This window comes from Nocardia anaemiae NBRC 100462 (assembly GCF_001612725.1).
Classification (GTDB): Bacteria; Actinomycetota; Actinomycetes; order Mycobacteriales; family Mycobacteriaceae; genus Nocardia; species Nocardia anaemiae.
On record NZ_BDAZ01000060.1, the window covers coordinates 50,123 to 72,105 of the forward strand.

Below are 21,983 nucleotides of genomic sequence, written 5' to 3' on the forward strand. Positions count from 1 at the left end.
GACATGCGCATGGAGCAGATGTACCAGGAAGTGATCCTGGACCACTACAAGCACCCGCATCACCGCGGGCTGCGGGAGCCGTTCGGTGCCGAGGTGCATCACGTCAACCCGACCTGCGGTGACGAGGTGACCTTGCGCGTCCAGCTCGACGACAACGGTGATGTCGCGGATGTGTCCTACGACGGCCAGGGCTGTTCGATCAGCCAGGCCGCCACCTCGATCCTCACCGATCAGGTGATGGGGCTGCCGGTGCAGCAGGCGCTGAAGGTGGTCGACTCGTACAACGAGATGATCTCCAGCCGCGGCACCGTCGAGGGCGACGAGGACATGATCGGCGACGGTATCGCGCTGAGCGGAGTGTCCAAGTATCCCGCGCGGGTCAAATGCGCACTGCTGGGCTGGCTGGCGTTCAAAGATGCGGTGATCCGGATAACCTCCGCGCAAGAGGCCGAGCGGACCATGGGCAGCGATATCTCCACGAATGGAAAGACGTCATGAGTGAGACACCGGCTACCGAAACGACCGAGCAGGTCGAACTTTCGGCCGAGGACATCAAGCAGCTCGAGGATATCGAGGAGGCGATGCGCGACGTCGTCGACCCCGAACTCGGCATCAATGTCGTCGACCTCGGTCTGGTCTACGGCATGAGCGTCGACCAGGACAATATCGCCACCCTCGATATGACCCTCACCTCGGCGGCCTGCCCGCTGACCGATGTCATCGAGGACCAGTCCCGCAACGCCCTGGTCCGCTCCGGCCTGGTCGAAGACCTCAAGATCAACTGGGTCTGGATGCCACCGTGGGGGCCGGACAAGATCACCGAGGACGGCCGCGAACAGCTGCGCGCCTTGGGCTTCACGGTCTAGAACCGCGAATACCGCTGCGACGGTGAGCCGGTCGTGCGCACGAGCCACGCCCTGAGAACCAGTGCGTGGCTCGCGTCGGTCAGCACTGCTGTTGGAATGGGAAGCACCGCACCGAGGGTGACTGGGGTGGTGCTGGTAGTTGCGGCAGCACAGCAGGCTCGGTACTCGATTCCGGGCTCGGCTGGACCACAGTGGGTTTCGGGTGCATACCTTCGGAAACAAGTAACCAGATCGTGGCGACCACCACCCCGATCACCACGGCCGTCGCGAGCAGTTGCGGCAGGCCAGCGATGAGCTTCGACCCCGTGGCGAGCACGGTAGCGACACAGGTGCGCAGCACCGACGCCACCCGAGGAGTCGAACCTCGAGGTGTAGCCGCGGCGGCGGGAGCACTGCTCGGCCGCAACGATCGCAGAGGCTGCGGCTCGATCCTCGGCGGCGGTTCCCACCCGACTGCCGACGAATGCGGTGGCTCCGGCTCCGATATCGGCTGCGCCGCGACCATCGGCGGGGGCGCCGGTGCTGTCGACACTGGCTGCGGCTCGATGGCGGACCGAGGCCCCGACCCGGTCTCGGTCCAACGCTGCGGCTGCGCCACCGATCGCGGTTGCTGCTCAGCCGACGCCCAAGGCTGATTTTCCGAGGCCGCGGTAGCAACCAGAATCGGTGCGGTCGGTTTCGGCAACCAATTGCGCAGGCGCTGCTCTCGATGCGGACGACCGCGGCGGTCGAGGTCACGGCGGTGAGACGCAGGCACGTCCGACAACCCGTCGGACTCGATCCACGACGACCAACGGTCGGTGAATGCCGACGTCAACTGCGGAGTCGACGGAGCCGGTATCGCATCCGGATGGTCAACCGGCGGTGGCTCCAACGGTACATATACCTGAATCTGCGGCTCCGTATCGGTACCGACTTCGGTCAGCGATACGCTTTCCGACGGCTCCTCGTCGATGTCGGGGGGAAGCCATGGCGGGTATGGGGCCCCGGACGGTGATCTGTCCGACGACATGTGACCGTCGTCGGGAAGTTCGACGGCACCGAGCGCGGACGCGGCCACCAGCACTCTCGAGGCGGGGCGCTCAGGTCGTCTGGTTTGCGACGGAAATCCTTCGGCCACCAGCTCTTCGATGGTTACCACATGCGAAAGGCCGAGCTCGCCGAGCAGTTCATATGTCTGTTCAGCAGTCCAGATCAGTTTCCGGTTCGCCGTTCGGAGGAACCAGGCTCGCAACTCCGTCGACGAGCCGAGAACCATGGTGCCGCTGGGCTTTCGCGATTCGATGTCCGGTGTGCCGGTCCCTTCACCGGGCGGCATCACCACGACCAGCCGGTCGACGAAGGCGTCCGGGTGCTGTCTGCGCACCAGCTGGCTCAGGTCGAATGGATCATCGTCGCGCAGCCGAATCGGCTCCGCATCGATTTCCTGCGCTTCGATCACGACCACAGCGCGTGGTGTGATGACCACCACGTCCGTCTCAGCTGGGTCGCCGTCGTTTCCGCTGGGTATGGGATACCCCGAAACGGCAAGCCCGACAATGACGTATTGGCCGTTCCAAGTCCGTATCCATTCGAGGACGCATTGTCGGGCCCCTTGCGTATCCCGTTCGTTGACAACCAGCATCGAGGTCACCCTCCATCTCGCCTGGACAGTCGACCCCACAACGGTATGCACCGCACACCACGCGCGAGAATGCGAAAGGCACTCAAAGAGCAGGGTTTTGGCGACAAAAGGTGTCACTGTATCGGCGCGTCGGCAGGAGTGTCGGAGGCGTTGGGATCTCCGACCAGGGGGCGCTGGTCTACGGTTGTTCAGCTCTGGTGATACAAAGATTTGGACAATTCGGATCGAAACGGTGAGGATTCGAGCCGAAGCTATTTTCGGAACTGGGGAGCGCAACACATGTCACTATCGTCCAAGGCCGCCATGGGTCTGGTGGCCGCGTCCGCGGGTGCGTTCGTCGCCGCCGGGACCGGTGCCGCACAGGCGGACGAGGGCCTCTACGGCTCGCTGGCGATTTCGGTCTCATCGCGCGGTGATGCGACCCTCGGATGGGCGTACGACTACTCGAACTGGGCGGATTCGGACCGTGCCGCGGTGCAGCAGTGCGGTCTGTCCAGCTGCCACGTCATCGTGCAGTTCGCCAATGCGTGCGCGGCCGTCGCCCGCAATGGCGATGATCACCTGGGCTGGGCTTGGGCGCCGACCCGGGCCGAGGCCGAGCAGCAGGCGATCGCCAATGCCGGGCCGACCGCACCGCCGCCACTGCTGAACTTCGGCAGCTCGGTGCCGCGCGAACCGCGCATCGTCGATTCGCAGTGCACCGCGAACGCGAGCTGACGGAAAAACGAATGCGCTCTCGACACGGATCGTGTCGAGAGCGCATTCGGATGTGGCCGCGCCGAGGGATCAGCGGCGCAGCACCTTGCGGGCAATGATATTGCCCAGGAACTGAATCCCCTGAACGCCGACGATAATGATCAACGTGGCGACCAGGGTGACCTGCCAGTCGAAGCGCTGATACCCGTAGACCAGCGCGAAATCGCCGAGCCCACCGCCGCCGACCGTGCCGGCCATCGCGGACATATCGACGATGGCGATCACCACGAAGGTATAGCCGAGCACCAAGGGGCCCAACGCTTCCGGGATCAGCAGCGTCAGAATGATCCGCAGCGGACCGGCGCCGACGGCCCTGGCCGCCTCGATCACGCCCGGATCCACCGTGATCAGATTCTGCTCCACAATGCGGGCGATGCCGAAGGATGCCGCCACGATCATGACGAAGGCCGCGGCCTCCGTGCCGATCGTCGTCCCGACCACTTCGAGGGTGACCGGACCGAGCGCCGCCAGCAGGATGATGAACGGAATCGGCCGGACCACATTCACCAACACATTGAGCAGCACATTGATCGGCGCATTCGCCAGCAGCCCACCCTTGCGTGTGGTGTAGAGGGCGGTGCCGAGCAACAGCCCGATCAATCCACCGACCACGAAGGTGAGCAGCACCAGATAGATGGTGGTGCCGATGGCCTCGGTCAGTACCGGCCGGAGTTTGTCCCAATCGGTATGCACGAGTTCTCCTTTCAGCCGACGCAGATCGTTTCCAGCGACCTGCGAGCAGTCGCTAGCGGCGATCGAGCCGCTCGACCACCTCGTCCACATCGTCATCCGAACCGTGCAATGCCAGCGTCACGCTGCCGAATGTCCTGTCCTGCAACGTACTCACCCCGCCGTACACCACCTCGAACTCGACGCCCGCATGCGCGGCCGCGGCCAGCGCCGCACCTATCCCGCGCTTGTCATCGATATCCACGGTGACCAACCGCCCGCCGTGTAGCTCACCGAGTCGCCGCAGCTCGTCGGCATCGGGCCGATTGCGCAGCACGGTCTCCACGAACGACTGCGTCGGCACCCCCCGCGGGGTCGCGAAAACCTCGAAGGTGCTGGCCAATTCGACGATCTTGCCCTCCGCGAGCACCGCGACCCGATCGGCCACCGCGCGGATCACATCCATCTCGTGCGTGATCACCACGATGGTCACGCCGAGTTCGCGATTGATCTTCTTCAGCAACCGCAGCACCTCACCGGTGGTTTCCGGGTCCAGCGCGGAGGTCGATTCGTCGGCGAGCAGCAGTGACGGCGAGGTCGCCAGCGCCCGGGCGATGCCGACCCGCTGCTTCTGACCACCCGAGAGCTGATCCGGATAACTGCGAGCCTTATCGGCGAGTCCGACGAACTCGAGCAGCTCCTCGACTCGCGCCTTGCGTTCGGCGCGCTTCCAGCCCGCGACCTTCAGCGGATACTCGATATTGCCTGCGGCCGTGCGCGATCGGAATAGGTTGAACTGCTGGAACACCATGCCGATATTCCGGCGGATGCGGCGCACCTCGGCCTCCCGCACACCCGTGATGGGCGTGCCGGAGACCTCGATGGTGCCGGTGGTCGGCTTCTCCAATGCGTTGATCAGCCGGACCAACGTGCTCTTGCCCGCGCCGGAATAGCCGATCACACCGAAGATTTCGCCCTGTTCGATCCGCAGGTCGATATGGTCGAGCGCGACCTGCTTATCCGTGCCCTTGCCGAAAACCTTGGTGACCGCGCGGAATTGCACCGCAGGAACTGTCTGCTCGCTCACTTGCCATCTTTGACGGTCTGCTGCACCCTGGCCAGGATCTGCTCCAGCTCGGGTCCGCTGCGCTTCACTTCGACCGCGGTGTTCTTGGTGACCTCGGCATGCGCTTGCTGCACGTCCGGATCGTGCCAGAGCTGGGCCACCTTCTGATAGAGCTCGTTGTTCTTGTCCTCGGCCCTGGAGACCACGACATTGATGTACGGCTCGGCCGCCGGATTCTTCGGATCATCCTTGTAGAGCGCCGAATTGGGGTCGATGCCGGAGCGGTCGAGGAAGGTGTTGTTGATGATCGATCCGTCGACCGAGGCCAGTGAGAGCGCGGTCTGCGCCGCGTCCACCGGGGTCACCTTGACCTTGGACGCTCCCTTATCGATATCGGCGGGCGTCGGCGCCTTGCTGACGCCGGAGAGCTTCAGCAAACCGGCAGCTTGCAGTACGAACAATGCCCGCGCCTGATTTGTCGGATCGTTCGGGATCGCGATCTCGGCGCCCTGCGGCAGATCCGCGAGCGACTTGTGCTTCTTGGAATAGAGCCCGAGCGGCACGATGTAGGTGGAGGCGATCGGCGTCAGGGTGTCGTTGTTGGCGACGTTATAGGCGCCGAGGAACTGCAGATGCTGGAACAGATTGAGATCGATCTGCTTCTGCGACAGTGCGAGATTCGGCTGCTTGTAATCGGAGAAGTTGGTGATTCGCAGGGTGATGCCCTGTGCCTTGGCCTTTTCCTCGAAGACGTCCCAGGCGTGATCCTTGTCGGTGGTGCCGATGCGCACTACGTTGTCGGAGGAAGCCTTGTCGTCGCTGCCGCACGCCGTCAGGGTGAGGGCCGCGGTGGCTACCAGGACCGGGATCGCGAGTACCCGATGGAATTTCACTCGTGCTCCCGAATGCTTGTCGCAATATGAACCCGGTAATCCAAGCGATGCGTCCGGGGGGCGGACAACGGTTTGGATTGTGCTGAGCGAAACCCTGGCAACTAGTTGGACGGGCGTCTAGGTTGCCTGCAATGCGATTGCTGCGCCGTGCTCTGGTGATTCCCCTGCTTCTTGCCCTGGCCGCCGGTGGGGTCGCGTGTGGTGGGGAGCACCATCCCGATGTGGTGCGCATCGGTGTGAACGACATTTCGCTGCCGCATTGGGATGTCTACAAGAAGAAGGCCGCCGAACAAGGCATCGCCGTGGAGTTCGTCAACTTCACCGACTACAACCAGCCGAATCCCGCACTGGCACAACGTCGGATCGATCTCAATAAATTCCAGCACGTGCGGTATCTGGCCAACTACAACGTCCGCAATAACGACACCCTGGTGCCGATCGGTGCGACCGAGATCTACCCGCTCACGCTGTACTCACGCAAGCACAAGTCGGTGGCGCAGATCCCCAAGGGCGGCCAGATCACGCTGAGCAACAACCCCGCCAACCAGGTCCGCCCGCTGCTCGGCTTGGCCGCCGCCGGACTGATCGTGCTGAAGGGCGGTGCCAGTTGGGATTCGAAGCTCGAGGATGTGGATGCCGACGCATCGCGGGTGACGCTGAAGACCATCGATCCGACGCTGACCGCGCAGTCGCTGGAAAGCGTCGACGCCGCGTTCGTCGATGACACCTTCGCCCGCCCCGCGGGGCTGACCAAGAACGAGACCATCTTCACCGACGATCCGGAACGCCCGGAGCTGAAGCAGTACATCAATATCTTCGCCGCCCGCGCCGAAGACAAGGACAACCCGAAACTGCTCGCGCTGGTGAAGCTTTACCACGACCCCGAGGTCGAGGCGGCCATCCGAGCAGAGGCCGGATTCCAGGGCATCTTCAAGACGAATGATGCGGCGGATCTGCAAGCGACGCTGACGGAGTTGGAGGCCGAGTTCCGCAAATGAGCGGTGCGGTCACTCCGTGTATTCGGTGCCTGCCGCGGCGATGACGCGAGCCGCCTCGCGGGGGGCATTGATATTGGGTTGCAGGGCACGGGATCCGGCGAGTTTTGTGCGCAGGTGTTCGGCGACCGTGATCGGGGCATACTTACTGCCCGCACCGATGCAGGAGGGGAGCGTTTCGATGACGGCGTCCGGATTGCCGTCGTGGAAAAAGGCCGCACTGCGGCGTCTTTGGATGGTGCCGTCGGTGATGGGCGGCATGACGCGATGCAGGGTAGACAGCCAGCGTTCGTTGGTCCAGCGCGCCATCAGATCGCCGAGGTTGACCAGCAAGGCATTGTCGGCGGGTTGTACATCGTGCCAACGGTTGTCGGCGCCGACAACCTGGAGGCCTGGGACCTGGTCGGCCCACAACACGGTGACGATGCCATAGTCGGTGTGTTCACCCATACCGGTGAGTTCGCCGTCGAGATCCACGGCGCCGGGTGGCAGCGCGTAGTTGTTCATCCGCAGGACGTCGAGGGAGTGGTCGGTGAACGGGGTGAAATAGCCCGGTGGCAGTTCGAGGGCGTCGGCGAAGATGGTGGTGAGGGTTCGCGCGATGCGGGCGGCGTGCGCGAAGTAGGTCTGCACGGGTGTGCGGAAGCCGGGAACCTCTGTCGGCCAGAGGTTTTCGGCGTAGTCACTGGTGGACAACTCGACCTCCGGATAGGCGGCCGCCGGGATGCCCACATTGAATGCCTCGAAGTAATCGTTCATGCGACTGGCGGATGTGACGCCGAGGCTCAGACTGAGGCTCTCGCTCTTGGGTGGTGAGTAGCCGCGATTGATTTCGGGCGGGGTGCGATAGCCCTGTTTTGTCGCGGGATCGAGGTCGAAGAAGCTGTCGAGCGCGGCCGCGAAGTCGTCGACCACCGGCTGCGGGATGGCGTGGCCGGTGATCTGCATGAAGCCGACCGTGCTCGCGGCGGTGTCGATTTCGCGGGCGACAGCCCGGCGTTCCTCCGCGGAACCACCGGCGACATAGCAGGAGATATCGATGACTGGTACTTGGAATTCCACGGCGGTGTCCTTCCCTCGACAACATAGTAATAATAGGCGACAGCAATCAGAATCTGCTGGTCAGGCCAGGCGGGCCCGTCCCGGCGACCATGCCGACCGCTGGCGTCTGGTCCATGACGAGCCAGCCGAGGTATTGCTGGTCGTGGCGTATCCCTCCGGATTCCGCTGGGCGATTCGCCAGCGCGGCCGGGCCGCAGCGGCGATGATTTCCGGGTGGACGACATCACGTATCGGGACACCCGGCTCGCGCTGCACGCGGTGGGGGAGTTGTTGATCGCGGGCCCACAATATCGGCGGTTCGGCACCATCCGACTACGCGCAGTGCACGGTGGTTTCGGCGGTGCGCAGTGGCCGGTGTCGGTGGTCGGCACCGATCTGGTGTGGCCGGAGGGCCGGGTCGCGCTCGCGGGCACCTTCGACAAGGTCGCCGCCGCCGCTGGCTTCCAACCCGAGGCACCGGTCAATGTCTACGCCGACACCACCGGAGTCGACCCCGACGACCGACTCGCGGTCGATCCGGAGGCCGCGGGCATCATCGCGGACTGGTTCGCACTCGGGGATTCGACGCTGCGCTGCACGGCGCCCGATGTCATCCCGGTACTGTGGCCGGAGCATTTCGATCTGTCGAGCACGGTCAACGAGGTCAATTACGGTGTGTCACCGGGAGATTCGGCGCATCCGGGACCGTACGCCTATGTCGGCCCATGGACGGCGCGCAGCGGCGAATTCTGGAATGCCCCGTTCGGCGCGCTGCGCTCGCGCGAGGAGGTGAACAACGCCGCCGCACTCCTCGACTTCTTCGAAGAGGGCAAAGCGCGGGCCGCCGAGTCCCTACCCGGCGAGTGAGTGCAGGTATGCGCTGGTGGTTTGATCGGCGGGAAAGTAGGACTCGATGGCGATCTCATCGAGGGTCACATCGAAGGCCGCGCCGAACCGCATGATCGCATTGAACAGTGACAGCTGCGTGCCGCGATGCTCGAACTGGATCGGCAGTGCGACCTCAGACGGATCGATCTGCAGGACAACGTCATCCGACCCGAACGTACTCAGTTCAGCATGCAGCGCTGCCAATTCGGGATCGCCGGACAGCTCGGCCTGCCGCGCGAGCCGTGGCAGCATGAAACCGCGCACCTGTTCGATATTCCGCACGCGCGACGCGAAGCCCTTGGGATGCAGACCGATTCGCATCATATTGATCGGCGGCTCCAACAGCTCCGCAGCCACACCCTCGAAGAAAACCTCCGCCGCGGCATTGGCGAACAACAGATTCCAGTGTCGATCGATGGCCAACGCCGGAAACGGTTCATGGGCATCGAGTACCCGCCGGACCGCGGCACGCGCCTGGGCAAGATCCGGGTCGTCGAGTGCGCGATGCCGGTAGGTCGGCGCATACCCGGCCGCGACCAGCAACCGGTTACGCTCGCGCAGGGGAATGTCCAGATGTCGGGCGAACCGCTCGACCATCGCCGGGCTCGGCACGGTGCGTCCGGTCTCCACGAAACTCACATGCCGCGTCGAAATGCCCGACTGCACGGACAAGTCGAGCTGACTGAGTCCGCGTCGCAGCCGCCACTCGCGCAGCAGCGCGCCGACGGGACGTTCGCTATCCACCCGGCCAGTATCACCACACCGCGCGCGGGCCGCCATTACATGCCTGGTAATCGACAGGCTTACCGCGCGCTTGCGACGGTTACCGACATGACGAACAACCTGGCAACCCGCAATAAGGATCTGGTACTGCACGGCCTCGCCGAGTTCAGTAGGGGCAATATCGAAGTACTCCGAAAACTGTTGCACGAGAACTTCATCGAGCACAGTCCGGGCAATCCGTCCGGCCGCGACGCCTTCATCGAGTTCACCGCGAACGCGCCGGTCGCCTCCGCCCGACTCGACATCAAACGGGTCGTCGCCGATGACGAATACGCGGTCGTGCACTACCACATGATCGCGCCCGACGATGCCCGCGGCGTGGCGGTGGTGGATATCTGGCGGCTGGTCGACGGCGTGATCACCGAGCACTGGGATGTCGTACAACCGGTGCCCGACGCCGACCAGCTCCCACACGGCATGTTCTGATCCGAACCAGCGGGCGCCCCGCACCGGCCAGTCGGCCGCGGCGGATCAGCGCCCGCTCGGTGCCGAGCGGCACGGTGGGCAGGGCGTCGTCGGTGGGATCCGTGAGTGTCCGTCGGTTATGCCCCCTTGCGGGCGGCTGCTTTCTTCGCGGTCTTCTTGGCGGGCTTGGCGGCGGTCTTCTTGGCCGCGGTTTTGGCGGCCTTGGTGGCCTTCTTCGCCGGTGCCGCCTTTGCCTTGGGCTCGGCGGCTGCCTTGCCGGAGCTCTCCGCGGTCCGCCGACCACTGGCCTCCAGACTGCGTTGCAGTGCGGCCACCAGGTCGACCACCTCGGCGTCCATCGCGGCGGGCGCTTCCTCTGGCTGACTGACCACCTTCCCGGTGCCGCTGGCGATGGCCTCGTCGAGCACCTTCTGCAGCTCGATCTGGTACTCGTCGGTGTATTGCTCGGGATCGAAATCGTCGGACATGGTCTCGACCAGTGTCTCGGCCATCTTGATCTCCTGCGCCTTCGGCTCGGCGACACCGTCCAGGGATTCGAAATCGACGGAACGGACCTCATCGGGCCACAGCAGCGTCTGAAGCACCAGTACGCCGTCGCGTACCCGCAGCGCAGACAGCCGGGTCTTCTGCCGGAGCGTGAAATGGACGAGCGCGGTTCGATCGATGCGTTCCAGCGTGGTCGCCAGCAGTACGTAGGCCTTTGGGGTATTCGAGTCGGGTTCGAGATAGTAGCTCTTCTCGAACAGGATCGGGTCGATCTGGTCGTTGGGTACGAACTGCAGCACCGGAATCTCATGCTTCTCGGCGGCGGGCAGCTTGGAGAAGTCTTCGTCGGTCAGGATGACCTTCTCCCCCTCGGGGGATTCATAGGCCTTATCGATATCGGCGTACTGCACGGACTTGCCGCAGACCGTGCAGACGCGGTCGTATTTGATTCGGCCACCGTCCTTGGCATGCACCTGGTGGAACCGAATGTCGTGGTCCTCGGTGGCCGTGTACACCTTGACAGGGACGTTTACCAGCCCGAACGCAATCGAGCCCTTCCAGATAGCTCGTGCCATTACTCCATCATGGACGAACCCATTCGAATAGGCGAGCGAATCGGAATCCCGAGTGTCGCGGTCGCGACGCGCCGACGCAGTGGTGCGGGCAGGGTGGCGAAGAGAGTGCGCATGGCGGCGACGGTGCCGCCGAGATCGGTACGGCCCGATAGATAGGCCCGTTGCAGTTGCGGCGGCAGGGTGAAGAAGGCATCGAAGAAGACGGGAACGTCGTCGGGTGGCAGAGCGAGCAGTGCGCGCAGGCCTGCCGACCGAAACGCGTGTACCGCTCGCGCCTGTGCGGGCCATGCCGAGGTATCGAGGGCGACAGTGTCGGCGGCGGCCAGCGATGCGGTGACGCTGTAACCCGTTGCGGGGTGGGTGAATGCGCCCGCCGCGCCGAACCGGCCCCGTCCGGGGCGACCGCCCTGGACCGGGAACCGCACCCGTTCGACCGGTTCGGTGCCGGTGAGTCGGATTCCGCGCGAACGCAACCGGTGCCGCAGCCGGTCGCGCAGCACCGCGGTGTCGAGGGCGGGACGACCGGCGAGGCAGGTCTCCTCCAGCAGCATCGTCTCCGCGCCGAGCGGCACCGCGTACAGAAACGACCGTGGCGCACCGGGTTCCGCGCCGTTGTCAGCGCGCCAGTCCATGAACAGGGGTGCGATGTCGGCGTCGCGTCGCACGATTACGCCGTACGCGGTTTGCTCGGCGAGTGTGCGGGAGCGGTGAATTCCTCGTGCGTCGATAATACGTTCAGCGCTGAATTTTGTTTCCGAAGCCAAAGTCACTGTGTTGTGGCGTATTTCGACAACGCGATCGGCAACTATTTGTGCGCCGTCGAGATTCAGTGAATCCCGCAACCGTGTGGAGTCGAAGACGACATAGGTTCGGTCGAGTCGGTGCGGCCTCGTACCCCAGGCCATCGGATGCGCCACGGTGCTGGCGATGACCGACGGATCCAGCCATTCCGGCAGCTCGTCGTACCATCCCGCATACGTCGCCGACCAGCGTCGATCCGGCGCGGGATCGATTGCGGTGACCGACATTCCGCGCGCGAGGCAGCGATGCGCCAGTGCGCGACCGGCGGGTCCGAGTCCGCAGACGATGAGGTCCGCGGTCATCGCATACCCGAGGCGGAACACGGATGTCGGTGTGGCACAGCGAGTTCGGCGGTGTGCAGGGCGGATCCCTTCGTCGTCGGCGCGGTTCGTCGGTCGTGCGGAGCTTACTGTCGAGTGGTCGGGTCACCGTTGCGCTGTGATAGTTCACCGATATCGACGGTGACATTCTTCATAATACGATCATGTCGTATCTCGATTTTCCAGCAACGATGTGACTCGCGAGTAGCACCCTGTGGTCATCCGGCTGGTCACAATGTTCGGGGCGCCGTATGCTCGGCGTTGTCGGACGGATTGCCCAGGGTCGGGGAATCCGGATCCGGTTGCCGAAATCAATGTTGATTTCGGCACTTTCTGTTCCCTTGATCCTGTGGAACGGAATTCCCACCTCGTCTGCCCGCGGCCATTGTCGTGCCAGCCGGGAGTTCGTGCTGCCCGTCTCTGTCGAAAGGACCGCTACGGTGAATTCTTCCCGATTACGCGCCCTTGGAGCCGCCCTTCCGGTCGGCGAATACACCACTTCGGAAGTGTTGAGTCGGATGACGAGCGGCGGCGAGTTCGACGTCGAGCGAATTACCGGCATCGGTCATCGCCATATGGTCGACCGCACGAACGAGGACACCCTCACGCTCGGTGCGCGGGCCGCACGGGATGCGCTGGCGAAGTCCGGTTTGGATGCCGCCGAACTGGACATCATCATTTGCGGCGGCACCACGGTGCACGATGGATTCCATATGGTCTTCGAACCGTCGGCATCCCAGGAGATCGGCCGGCGCATCGGCGCTGTCAATGCCTCCGGCTATGACGTGGCGAATGCCTGTGGCGGCACCATGACCGGAATCTATCTGCTGGACAATCTGATTCGCGCGGGTGTGGTGCGCAATGGCATGGTCGTCACGCCCGAAGTGATCTCGCCGGTAACCGAGGGCGCACTCGCCGAGGCCATCGATGCGCGCGATCCACAGTTCGCCGCACTCACGCTCGCGGATGCCGCGGTCGCGGTCATTCTTGACCCCGCGGTGGACGAGCAGGATGTAGTGCATTACGTCGATCTGACGACCTGCGCCGAGTACTCGCCATTGTGTATCGCCAAACCCAGCGATGCCAGCGAAAACATGATCATGTTGACCGACAATCTCACCATGCAGGCCGCACCGCGCCGGGAAACATGGGCGAAATTCCACAGCGATATCCTCGCAAAGCGCGGCACCACATTCGCGGACGAGAAGTTCGACTTCATCGTCTTCCATCAGCTCGGTGTCGGATTCACCGAGAAGCTCGCCGAATCCGGCAGCAAGATTCACGGCACCGCGATGCCGCAGCGACTGGCAACCGTAGAAAAGTATGGCAACACCGGGGCGAGTACGCATTTCCTGGTACTGCACGACTATATTTCCCGAGGCGAGATCCCGAAGGGCGCCAAGATCTGCTTCGTGCCGACCGCCTCCGGAATGGTCTTCGGTGTCCTTTCGGCAACTATCAGCGCATTGGTGGGATGAAATGACATTCATTATTCGGCGGTCCGCCGTCAGCGCCGACCCCACCCTGGGTTCCATCGACCACGCCGTGCGGGCGGCCGGGGAGTGCCTCTCGGAGGCGGGCGTCGAGCCGAACGATATCGATGTGCTGATCAATGTCGGCGTCTACCGCGACAGCAATATCGTCGAGCCGTCCAATGCCGCCCTGATCCAGAAGGAATTGGGGATGCACCTGGACTACCAGGTCGGCTCCTCGCGGGCGGGTTTCTCGCTCGATCTGCGCAACGGGGCGTGTGGCGTGCTCAACGCACTGCAGGCAGCGGGCGCGCTGCTCGAGAACGGCACGGTCGAGCGGGTACTGATCGTCGGCAGCGACGCCCACCCGGGCGGCATCGGACACGCACCGGCCGACTTCCGCTACGCCGCGGTCGGCGCCGCATTGTTGGTGACCAAGGGGATCGATGCGGGCACCGGCTTCGATCGCGTGCACATCCCGGCGCCGCTGCCGCGCGCGGTCGGCGCTCATCCCGGTGTCGCCGGGTACCTCGATCTGAAGGCGATGGGTAACGACGGCCAACTTTCGATCACCGTCGATGTCGCCGACGACTACGCCGAATTGGTCAGCGGCGCAGCGTTTGCCGCGGTTCGCTCATACCTCGCCGAACGACCCGACGCCCAGCGCGTGCTGGTCACCAACAACCCGGTGCCCGACTTCGCGGCCACCCTGGCGAACGAATTCGGTTTCGCCCGAACGCATCAGGCCGCGACCGGCGATCTGGACGCGGGCAGCTCCGGTTTGATCATCGGCTACCACCAGCTGCTCGAGTCCGGTGAGCTGTCGACCGGTGACGAATTGCTCCTGGTCGCCGCCGGGTCCGGTCCGATCGCGGGCTGTGTGAGCTACACCGTGCCAGCGGGCGGTGCGGGGTGAGCCAGGAGCCCGCAGATCTGAGCGCGCTCCTGGAGCACCAGATCCGGCGGCGTGCGGAGCTGCCCGCCATCAGCTATCCGACGGTGGCGCATCCAGAACGCGCCCGGCGTGCAACGGATCTCGACTTCGCGGTGCTGACCTTCGCCGAGCTCGGCGCGCGAGTCGAGGCCTATGCGGCGGCATTCCAACGGATCGGAATCACCAAGGGCGTCAAGACCATTGTCATGGTCAAACCCGATCCCGATCTGTTCGCGGTGATCTTCGCGCTGTTCCGGGTCGGTGCGGTGCCGGTGGTAGTGGATCCTGGCATGGGCATGCGGCGCATGCTGCATTGCTTCCGCAGTGTCGGTGCGGAGGCGTTCATCGGTATACCCCTGGCGCATCTGGTGCGGCTGGCGGCGCGGCGCACCTTCGGTTCGGTGCGGGTGCATGTGACGGCCGGACGCTCGTTCTGGGGTGGACATACCTTGCTCGCCATGCGACAGGCACCCGGCGCGGTCGCACCCGAAATCACCAATGCGCCCGACGATCTGCTGATGATCGCCTTCACCACCGGCAGCACCGGACCGGCCAAGGGCGTGGAGTTCACCAGGTCCGGATTCGCCGCCTCCTTGCGGGTGATCGAGCAATTGCACAGTCGACCAACCGGTTTCGTCTCGCTGACCTCGGTGCCGCTATTCGGCATCTTCGATCTGCTCCAGGGTGCGCACGTGGTGCTCGGTCCGGTCGACCCGGTGCGGGTCGCCAAGGCCGATCCGGCATTGCTCACCGATGTCGTCGAGAGTTTCCAGGCCACCGATATCACCGCATCGCCCGCACTGCTCGGTCCGCTCGGCGAATATCTGACGCGCACCGATACCACGCTGCCGAGTATGGCTCGGGTCATCTCGATGGGCGCTCCCGCGAATCTGGATGCGCTGGCGGGTGTTCGGGCCGCGCTCGGTGCGTCCGCGCGGGTCTTCACCACCTACGGCGCCACCGAGGCATTGCCGCTGACCACGCTCGAATGGTCGGAACTCGACGAGACCCGCAAGCAGACCGCCGAGGGTGCGGGCACCTGCGTCGGGCGCCCGATCGCGGAATCCGAGAGTGATACCAGGGTGCGGATCATCGCCATCTCCGATGACGAAATCCATACCTGGCGGGACGATCTCGTGCTGCCCCCGGGGCAGATCGGCGAAATCGTCGCCGCTGGTGCCCAAGTCAGCACCGCCTATCACCGCAATCCGGTCGCCGATGCTCGCAACAAGATCGACGAGACCTGCACGGACGGCACCGTGCGACGCTGGCATCGCGTCGGCGATCTGGCCTGGCAGGACGAGTCCGGTCGGCTGTGGTTCTGCGGCCGCTCGGCACAGCGGGTTCGCACCGCGGCCGGTGATCTGTTCACCGTGCAGTGCGAACAGATCTTCAACACCCACCCTGATGTGCACCGCACCGCGCTCGTCGGAGTCGGCGAACCGGGGGTGCAGATCCCGGTGCTGTGCTTCGAATTGCGGTCCGGGGTGGCGAAATCCGAGATCCCCCGGGTGCAGCGGGAGCTGTGGTCCATTGCGCGCGAACGCGAATTCACCAGGCCGATCAAGGTATTCCGCGTCCATCCGGGCTTTCCGGTCGACATCCGGCACAACGCTAAGATCGGGCGCGAGGAATTGGCCGTTTGGGCCGGAAAGGGTATGACGCCATGAAGGCACTGGTCACCGGGGCAACCGGATTCCTCGGCAGCCATATCGTCGACGCCGCGGTGGCGGTGGGTGATGAGGTGCGTGCGATCGTCCGGCCGTCGAGCGAGCTCGGCTACCTGTCGACGGTGCCCGAACTCGAAACGGTGGCAGGCGATCTCGGTGACTACGAATCGTTGGTCACCGCGTGCAAGGGCATCGATGTGGTCTATCACAGCGCCGGGCTGGTCGCCGAGGTCGGCAGCCGGGCGCAGTTCTGGGATGCCAATGTCGAGGGCACTCGGCGGCTGATGCAGGCGGCGCGGGAGGCCGGTGTAGGTCGGTTCGTCTTCGTCAGCAGTCCGTCGGTGGCGACCTCCTATGACACCGATCGCTTCGGCATCGACGAATCCGAGCCGTATGTCACCGCCCCGAAGAGTCTGTACGTGGAAACCAAGGCCGCCGCCGAACAGCTCGTCCTGGCCAGCAATACCGCGGATTTCGTGACCTGCGCGCTGCGACCGCGGATGATCTGGGGACCGCGTTCCTCGGGCTGGATGACGCTGTTGCTGCGGAAGTTGAGGTCCGGCAAGCTGCCCGACCTCTCCGGCGGCAAGAAGGTCATGGTGTCGATCACCTACTGCGAGCACGCCGCGCAGGCCTGCCTGCAGGCGGCGCGCTCGGATCGGGTCGCGGGCAATGCCTACTTCCTCGCCGATCCCGAGGATGTCGACCTGTGGAAGTTCGTCGAGGACCTCGCCGTCGCGCTGGACTTGACGCCACCCACCCGCACCATTCCCAAACCGGTATTCGACGCTGCCATCGCGGTTTTCGACACCATCTGGCGGGTGCCCGCGATCAAGGAGCGCTACGCGCCGCCGCTGTCCAGCTGGACGACCGCGGCACTGACCGTCTCCAGCACCTACGACATCAGCGCCGCCGCCCGGGATTTCGGCTACTCGCCGACGGTATCACTGGCCGACGGACTGGCCGCCTACGTCGACTGGGTCGGACAGATCGGCGGCGTCGACGCCGTCATCGATCGCGGACGACCGATGGCCGACGCCACGCATTCGAACGAAAGTCGCTGCACGCCCAGGAGATTCGAATGATGACCACCCGGCTCGCCGACCGTCCCACCGGCACGACCGCGGTGCCGACCGCACCGGGCGCGCTACCTCTCATCGGACATTCACACCGCCTCGCCCGCAGGCCGCACCGCTTCCTGCAAACACTGTCGGAGCTCGGACCCGTGGTGCGGGTGAAGATTCCGGGCTACGACACCTATGTCGTCACCGACCCGGACCTGATCCGCGAGGCCTTCGTCGGCCTGGCCGATCAGGGTTCGATGATCGATCGTGCTGAGGCACTGCTCGGGGCTGGCGTCACCGTGCTGTCGGGTCCGCAGCACAAGCGGGAACGCCGAATGATCGCCCCGGCCTTCGCCCGCGGCCGCATCGCGCAGTACGCCACCGTGATGACGCGTCTCGGCGCCGAACAGGCCGACGCCTGGCGCGACGGTCAAATGGTGGTCGTGAATACCGAGATGCACGATCTCGCGCTGCGCACGGTCGCGGGGGCGCTGTTCAGCGGCGACCTCGGCGCGGAGACCGGCGCGGAAATCCACGAAATGCTGACACCGGTCATGACGCTGCTCGCCCGCCGTGTCACACGTCCGGCCTGGATCGACAAGCTGCCACTGCCCGGCAACCGCCGCTTCGACGGCCTTGTGGCCGGTATGAAGTCGGCGACCAGCAAGATCATCGCCGCCTACCGCGCGGATCTGGCCGCCGACCCGAACCTGGATCACGGCGACCTGCTCGACACCCTGATCAAGGCGCGCGACGAGGACGGTGTCGCGCTCACCGATGCCCAGGTGCACGACGAACTGATCAACTTCCTGGTCGGCGGCACCGAGGCCACCGGCATGACGCTGTCCTGGGTATTCCATGAGCTGGGCCGAAATCCCGAGCTGGAGGCCGCTTTCCACGCCGAGATCGATGCTGTGCTCGGCGGTCGTCCGGCCGAATTCGCCGATCTCGGTCGGCTCGATCTGACCAAGCGGATCGTCACCGAAACCCTGCGCATGTACTCGCCGTGGCTGACCGTCCGCGATGTGCCCGCGAACTATGAACTCGGCGGCAAGGCGTTGCCGAAGGGGGCCATGTTGCTGGTGTGTCCCGTTGCGGTGCACCGGGACCCGGCGATCTTCCCGAACCCCGATAGGTTCGACCCGGACCGGTGGCTGCCTGCGGCAATGGAGTCCCGGCCCAAGGGCGCGTACCTGCCGTTCGGTATGGGCACCCGGCAGTGTCCGGGAAATGTGTTCTCGCTCACCGAGGTTGCCCTGCAGGTTGCTACGATCGGCGGGCGCTGGCGCCTGCGCCCGATGCCCGGTATCGCGGTGCAAGAGACGGTGATCGGCGCCCTGGTACATCCGAAGTATCTGCCGATGCGGGTGGTGGCCAGGCAGGTGCAAGCCGGGCACGGCGCGGATTCGTCAGGGAGCGAGCGCGGCGCGGCTTAACGAGTGATGAGGGTGTGGCGGTGTTCGGACTGACCAAGCTGACCATTTCGAGCGACCTGCAAGCAGTCGCTACGCGGCGCAGCAAATGGATCCTCGGCATCTTCGCCGGGCTCGCGCTGGTTATGGGCATGCTCAGCTCGCCGCTGTTCGACAAGGTGCAGGGCGGTGGCTACAGCGATCCCGGCGGCGAATCCAGCCGGGCCACCGAGATTCTGCGGGATAGCTTCGGTCAGGCGCCGCCGAACTTCGTGCTGCTCGTGCACAGCGACACCTCGGTCGACGATCCCGAATCGGCGACGGCCGCAGTGAAATTGGCACTGAAGCTGAAGGATGAGCCGGGTGTCGCTGGTGTCATGTCGTACTGGGTGGACAAGTCGCCCGCGCTGCGCAGCGCCGACGGCAGGTCCGGGTTGATCGTCGCGAGCATTCTCGGCGAGGAGGGTGCGGTCGACCAGAAGGTCGGCGGTCTGGCGGATCGCTATGGCGGCACGCACGGCCCGGTGCAGGTGCGCGTCGGCGGTTACGCGATGTTGTTGCACGAGACGGTGCAGCAGAGCGAGAAGGACGCCGTACTCGGTGAATCCATCGCCTTCCCGGTCACCCTGATCGCGCTGCTGTTCGTATTCGGCGGTCTGGTGGCGGCCAGCTTGCCGCTGGTCGTCGCCGCGGTGACGGTGATGATCACCATGGGCGCGCTGTGGCTGATCACCCTGTGCACCGATCTCGCCGCCACCGCGACCAATGTGGCAACGCTGCTCGGCCTCGGTCTCGCGATCGACTACAGCCTGCTGATCATCAGCCGCTACCGCGACGAATTGGCCGTGGGCGCCGCGACCGGTCCAGCCGTCGCGGCGACCATGCGTTCGGCCGGTCGCACCGTGGCTTTCTCGGCGGTCACCGTCGCGGTCGCGCTGTCGGGCCTGCTTTTCTTCCCGCTGCTCGCGGTGCGTTCCATGGGGTATGCCGGTCTGGCGGTCGCGGCGATCGCGGCGACGGTATCGCTGACGGTGCTGCCCGCGATTCTGCTGGTGCTCGGCAGCCGCATCGATCGTGGCCAGCTCGGCTGGTTCTTCCGTCCGCAGCGTCCCGCCCCCGGTGAGGGTTTCTGGCATCGGCTCGCGGTATTCGTGATGCGAAAGCCGGTCCCCATCGGTCTGGCGGTCGCGGCCTTCCTGCTGCTCCTCGGGACGCCGTTCCTCGGTGTGAAACTCGGCTTCCCGGACGAGCGGGCATTGCCCGAGTCGATGAACAATCGGCAGATCACCGAGACCATCCAGCGCGACTTCGCCGCCACCGACACCAACGGACTCTTCGTCGTACTGCCCGACGGCAAGTCCGATCTGGACGGCTACGCAAGGAAGCTCTCCGAAGTCGACAATGTCCGTCGCGTCGACACCGCCACGGGCAGCTACGCCCACGGCGGGCAACTCGCCCCGCCCATGGCACAGCACGCGCGCTTCGAAACCAAGGATGCCGCATACCTTTCGGTGACACCGGATACCAGCGATCCGGCGCTGCTGGACCGGGTGGCCGAAGAGTTGCGCGCGGTGCCCGCACCCTCGCAGCGGTTGGTCGGCGGTATCGCGGCCGCGAGCGCGGATTCCCTCGATGCGGTGACATCGGCGCTTCCCGTGGCACTGGTCTACGTCGTGATCCTCATGCTGGTTGTGCTGTTCCTGCTGACCGGCAGCGTGGTGCTACCGCTGGTCGCGATCGTGCTCAGCGCCCTCAGCCTCACCGCCACCTTCGGCGCGCTGGTCTGGATCTTCCAGGACGGACATCTGTCCGGCCTGCTCGATTTCACGGTGACCGGTGATCTGCCGCCGACCGTGCCGGTCATGCTCTTCGGGGTGGCCTTCGGTCTGGCCATGGACTATCAGGTATTCCTGCTGTCGCGGATCCTCGAAGAGTACGAGCGCACCGGCAAGAATGAATCCGCCGTTGCCCATGGCCTGGAGAAGATCGGCCGGATCGTCACCGCCGCGGCGGTGCTGATCTCCTTGGTGTTCTTGGGATTCCTGGCCTCGGATATCACCTTCATGAAGTCCTTCGGCATTGGTCTGCCGCTTGCGGTGCTGGTCGATGCGACCCTGGTGCGCGGGTTCCTGCTGCCCGCGGTGATGAAGGTGCTCGGTGACTGGAACTGGTGGGCACCCGGCCCGCTGGAAAAGTTGCACGAGCGTTTCGGATTCGACGAAGGACCGTCCGCGCCATCGCTGCCCGATCCGGGCGATGTGCGCCAGCCCGCGCGGGTCTAGAAAGTTCGATGGCCGTGCGAATCACCGCACGGCCATCGATGGTCTTGGGACAGATGGGGTTACGCAGCTGATCTGCGGATTGCCCTGGGACGGTTCAGATTCCGCCGGTCGACAACAACCCACCGTCGACGCGGATCGTCTCACCGGTGATCCACTCGGCCTCATCCGAAACCAGGAATCCGATCAGCTGTGCCACATCCTCCGGCGCGCCGAGTCGCTTCATCGGGTACACGCTCGCGGCCCGCTCCTCATCCGCCGAGTACAGCGCGTCGGCGAACTTGGTCTTGATCACGCCGGGCGCCACCGCGTTCACCCGGATATTCGGGCCCAGTTGCCAGGCCAGTTCGTCGGTGAGCCGGATCAGCGCGGCCTTGGACGCGCCGTACGCCGCGATCACTCCGGTCGAGCGGAGCCCGGCGACACTGGCCACATTCACCACCGCCCCGCCGTGCTCGCGCATCCACGCCTTGTACGCCTCCTGCACGTAACCGAGCGCGGCGACCACATTGACGTCGAAGATCTTGCGCACCGCCTCCAGATCGGCATCCATGAGCGAGCCGTAGACGGGGTTGATGCCGGTGTTGTTGATCAGGATGTCCAGCGAGCCGAATTCGGAGACCACCCGACCCACCGCGGCGGCCCGGCTGTCCGGATCACCGGAATTGCCCGCCAGCGCGCTGACCTCACCCCTATGACCGAGCGCCCGCAGTTCGGCGGCCGCCTGCTCGAGCGGTTCCGGCTTGCGGGCGGTGATCAGCACATTGGCACCGCGCCGCAGCAGCTCCGCCGCGACGGCCTTGCCGATGCCCCGGCTGGCTCCGGAAACGAGTGCGCTCTTGCCCAACAGATCGGTCGTCATGTGATGGCACGCTACCGCTGTTGAAATCCGCCCAGCTGACCCCGGTCGGGTTTGGGCGATTTCGCCCCCGAGCGACTGTTCCCACCGGCGGGGACCCGACG

Annotated in this window: 21 protein-coding genes; 12 read left to right on the top strand and 9 right to left on the bottom strand. The window is 64.9% G+C overall.

The annotated features are described in order from the left end of the window. Positions 1–3 precede the first annotated feature (3 nt). Both sufU and NA5_RS29450 read left to right on the top strand, forming a co-directional pair. The gene (gene sufU / locus NA5_RS29445; protein ID WP_062991852.1) at positions 4–498 is read left to right on the top strand and encodes a Fe-S cluster assembly sulfur transfer protein SufU; all 495 of its coding nucleotides are present in this window, start codon (positions 4–6) and stop codon (positions 496–498) included. Then, the gene (locus tag NA5_RS29450; RefSeq protein WP_062991855.1) at positions 495–866 is read left to right on the top strand and encodes a metal-sulfur cluster assembly factor; all 372 of its coding nucleotides are present in this window, start codon (positions 495–497) and stop codon (positions 864–866) included. Before sufU ends, NA5_RS29450 begins: the two co-directional genes overlap by 4 nt. A gap of 79 nt (positions 867–945) precedes the next feature. On the opposite strand, the gene NA5_RS29455 is transcribed toward NA5_RS29450, so the two are convergent. After that, positions 946–2,307: a hypothetical protein gene (locus NA5_RS29455; protein ID WP_157110695.1), complete on the bottom strand. Its 1,362-nt coding sequence runs from the start codon at positions 2,305–2,307 to the stop codon at positions 946–948. 462 nt (positions 2,308–2,769) lie between these two features. Here NA5_RS29455 and NA5_RS29460 point away from each other — a divergent pair, with 462 nt between their 5' ends. Beyond that, the gene (locus tag NA5_RS29460) at positions 2,770–3,207 is read left to right on the top strand and encodes a DUF4189 domain-containing protein (RefSeq protein WP_062991859.1); all 438 of its coding nucleotides are present in this window, start codon (positions 2,770–2,772) and stop codon (positions 3,205–3,207) included. A 69-nt stretch (positions 3,208–3,276) separates the two neighbouring features. Here NA5_RS29460 and NA5_RS29465 read toward each other — a convergent pair whose 3' ends face one another. From NA5_RS29465 to NA5_RS29475, 3 genes are read right to left on the bottom strand one after another with little or no spacing between them, the layout of a single operon-like run. Continuing rightward, positions 3,277–3,939: a methionine ABC transporter permease gene (locus tag NA5_RS29465; RefSeq protein WP_062991949.1), complete on the bottom strand. Its 663-nt coding sequence runs from the start codon at positions 3,937–3,939 to the stop codon at positions 3,277–3,279. A 52-nt stretch (positions 3,940–3,991) separates the two neighbouring features. Continuing rightward, the gene (locus tag NA5_RS29470; protein WP_062991861.1) at positions 3,992–5,002 is read right to left on the bottom strand and encodes a methionine ABC transporter ATP-binding protein; all 1,011 of its coding nucleotides are present in this window, start codon (positions 5,000–5,002) and stop codon (positions 3,992–3,994) included. Continuing rightward, complete coding sequence (locus NA5_RS29475) at positions 4,999–5,874, bottom strand: MetQ/NlpA family ABC transporter substrate-binding protein (protein ID WP_062991864.1); 876 nt, start codon at positions 5,872–5,874, stop codon at positions 4,999–5,001. The genes NA5_RS29470 and NA5_RS29475 overlap by 4 nt, the downstream gene beginning before the upstream one ends. A 131-nt stretch (positions 5,875–6,005) precedes the next feature. On the opposite strand from NA5_RS29475, the gene NA5_RS29480 reads away from it, so the two are divergent. Then, positions 6,006–6,872, top strand: coding sequence for a MetQ/NlpA family ABC transporter substrate-binding protein (locus tag NA5_RS29480; RefSeq protein WP_084484512.1), 867 nt, complete (start codon positions 6,006–6,008; stop codon positions 6,870–6,872). A gap of 9 nt (positions 6,873–6,881) precedes the next feature. On the opposite strand, the gene NA5_RS29485 is transcribed toward NA5_RS29480, so the two are convergent. Further along, complete coding sequence (locus tag NA5_RS29485) at positions 6,882–7,931, bottom strand: isopenicillin N synthase family dioxygenase (RefSeq protein ID WP_062991866.1); 1,050 nt, start codon at positions 7,929–7,931, stop codon at positions 6,882–6,884. Between the two features lie 213 nt (positions 7,932–8,144). Here NA5_RS29485 and NA5_RS29490 point away from each other — a divergent pair, with 213 nt between their 5' ends. Then, entirely contained in the window at positions 8,145–8,777 is a 633-nt protein-coding gene (locus tag NA5_RS29490; RefSeq protein ID WP_062991868.1) for a hypothetical protein, read from the top strand. Here NA5_RS29490 and NA5_RS29495 read toward each other — a convergent pair. After that, the gene (locus NA5_RS29495) at positions 8,763–9,542 is read right to left on the bottom strand and encodes a helix-turn-helix domain-containing protein (RefSeq protein WP_245672450.1); all 780 of its coding nucleotides are present in this window, start codon (positions 9,540–9,542) and stop codon (positions 8,763–8,765) included. The genes NA5_RS29490 and NA5_RS29495 overlap by 15 nt on opposite strands. An 87-nt stretch (positions 9,543–9,629) precedes the next feature. On the opposite strand from NA5_RS29495, the gene NA5_RS29500 reads away from it, so the two are divergent. Further along, positions 9,630–10,007 carry a nuclear transport factor 2 family protein gene (locus tag NA5_RS29500; protein ID WP_062991872.1) on the top strand — a complete coding sequence of 126 codons (378 nt, stop codon included), beginning with the start codon at positions 9,630–9,632 and terminating at the stop codon, positions 10,005–10,007. Positions 10,008–10,123: 116 nt separating this feature from the next. On the opposite strand, the gene ku is transcribed toward NA5_RS29500, so the two are convergent. Both ku and NA5_RS29510 read right to left on the bottom strand, forming a co-directional pair. Then, a complete protein-coding gene (gene ku / locus NA5_RS29505; protein ID WP_062991875.1) occupies positions 10,124–11,068 on the bottom strand; it encodes a non-homologous end joining protein Ku in 945 nt (314 codons plus the stop codon). Further along, positions 11,068–12,171 (bottom strand): lycopene cyclase family protein, encoded by a 1,104-nt coding sequence (locus NA5_RS29510; protein ID WP_062991877.1) that lies wholly within the window; start codon positions 12,169–12,171, stop codon positions 11,068–11,070. The genes ku and NA5_RS29510 overlap by 1 nt, the downstream gene beginning before the upstream one ends. 458 nt (positions 12,172–12,629) lie before the next feature. Between NA5_RS29510 and NA5_RS29515 the strand changes: the two genes are divergently transcribed. The 6 genes from NA5_RS29515 to NA5_RS29540 are packed head-to-tail and all read left to right on the top strand — an operon-like array spanning position 12,630 to position 21,023. Beyond that, the gene (locus NA5_RS29515) at positions 12,630–13,667 is read left to right on the top strand and encodes a 3-oxoacyl-ACP synthase III family protein (RefSeq protein WP_063813658.1); all 1,038 of its coding nucleotides are present in this window, start codon (positions 12,630–12,632) and stop codon (positions 13,665–13,667) included. 1 nt (position 13,668) lies between these two features. Then, the gene (locus NA5_RS29520; protein ID WP_062991881.1) at positions 13,669–14,577 is read left to right on the top strand and encodes a beta-ketoacyl-[acyl-carrier-protein] synthase family protein; all 909 of its coding nucleotides are present in this window, start codon (positions 13,669–13,671) and stop codon (positions 14,575–14,577) included. Then, positions 14,574–16,265, top strand: a complete 1,692-nt coding sequence (locus NA5_RS29525; protein WP_062991883.1) for a fatty acid CoA ligase family protein — start codon at positions 14,574–14,576, stop codon at positions 16,263–16,265. Before NA5_RS29520 ends, NA5_RS29525 begins: the two co-directional genes overlap by 4 nt. Then, a complete protein-coding gene (locus NA5_RS29530) occupies positions 16,262–17,350 on the top strand; it encodes an NAD-dependent epimerase/dehydratase family protein (RefSeq protein ID WP_062991885.1) in 1,089 nt (362 codons plus the stop codon). Before NA5_RS29525 ends, NA5_RS29530 begins: the two co-directional genes overlap by 4 nt. Beyond that, a complete protein-coding gene (locus NA5_RS29535; RefSeq protein ID WP_084484516.1) occupies positions 17,347–18,765 on the top strand; it encodes a cytochrome P450 in 1,419 nt (472 codons plus the stop codon). Before NA5_RS29530 ends, NA5_RS29535 begins: the two co-directional genes overlap by 4 nt. 20 nt (positions 18,766–18,785) lie before the next feature. Continuing rightward, entirely contained in the window at positions 18,786–21,023 is a 2,238-nt protein-coding gene (locus NA5_RS29540) for an MMPL family transporter (protein WP_245672451.1), read from the top strand. 94 nt (positions 21,024–21,117) lie between these two features. Here the strand turns inward: NA5_RS29540 and NA5_RS29545 are convergent, their stop codons facing one another. Beyond that, entirely contained in the window at positions 21,118–21,882 is a 765-nt protein-coding gene (locus tag NA5_RS29545) for an SDR family oxidoreductase (protein WP_062991889.1), read from the bottom strand. Positions 21,883–21,983: the final 101 nt, after the last annotated feature.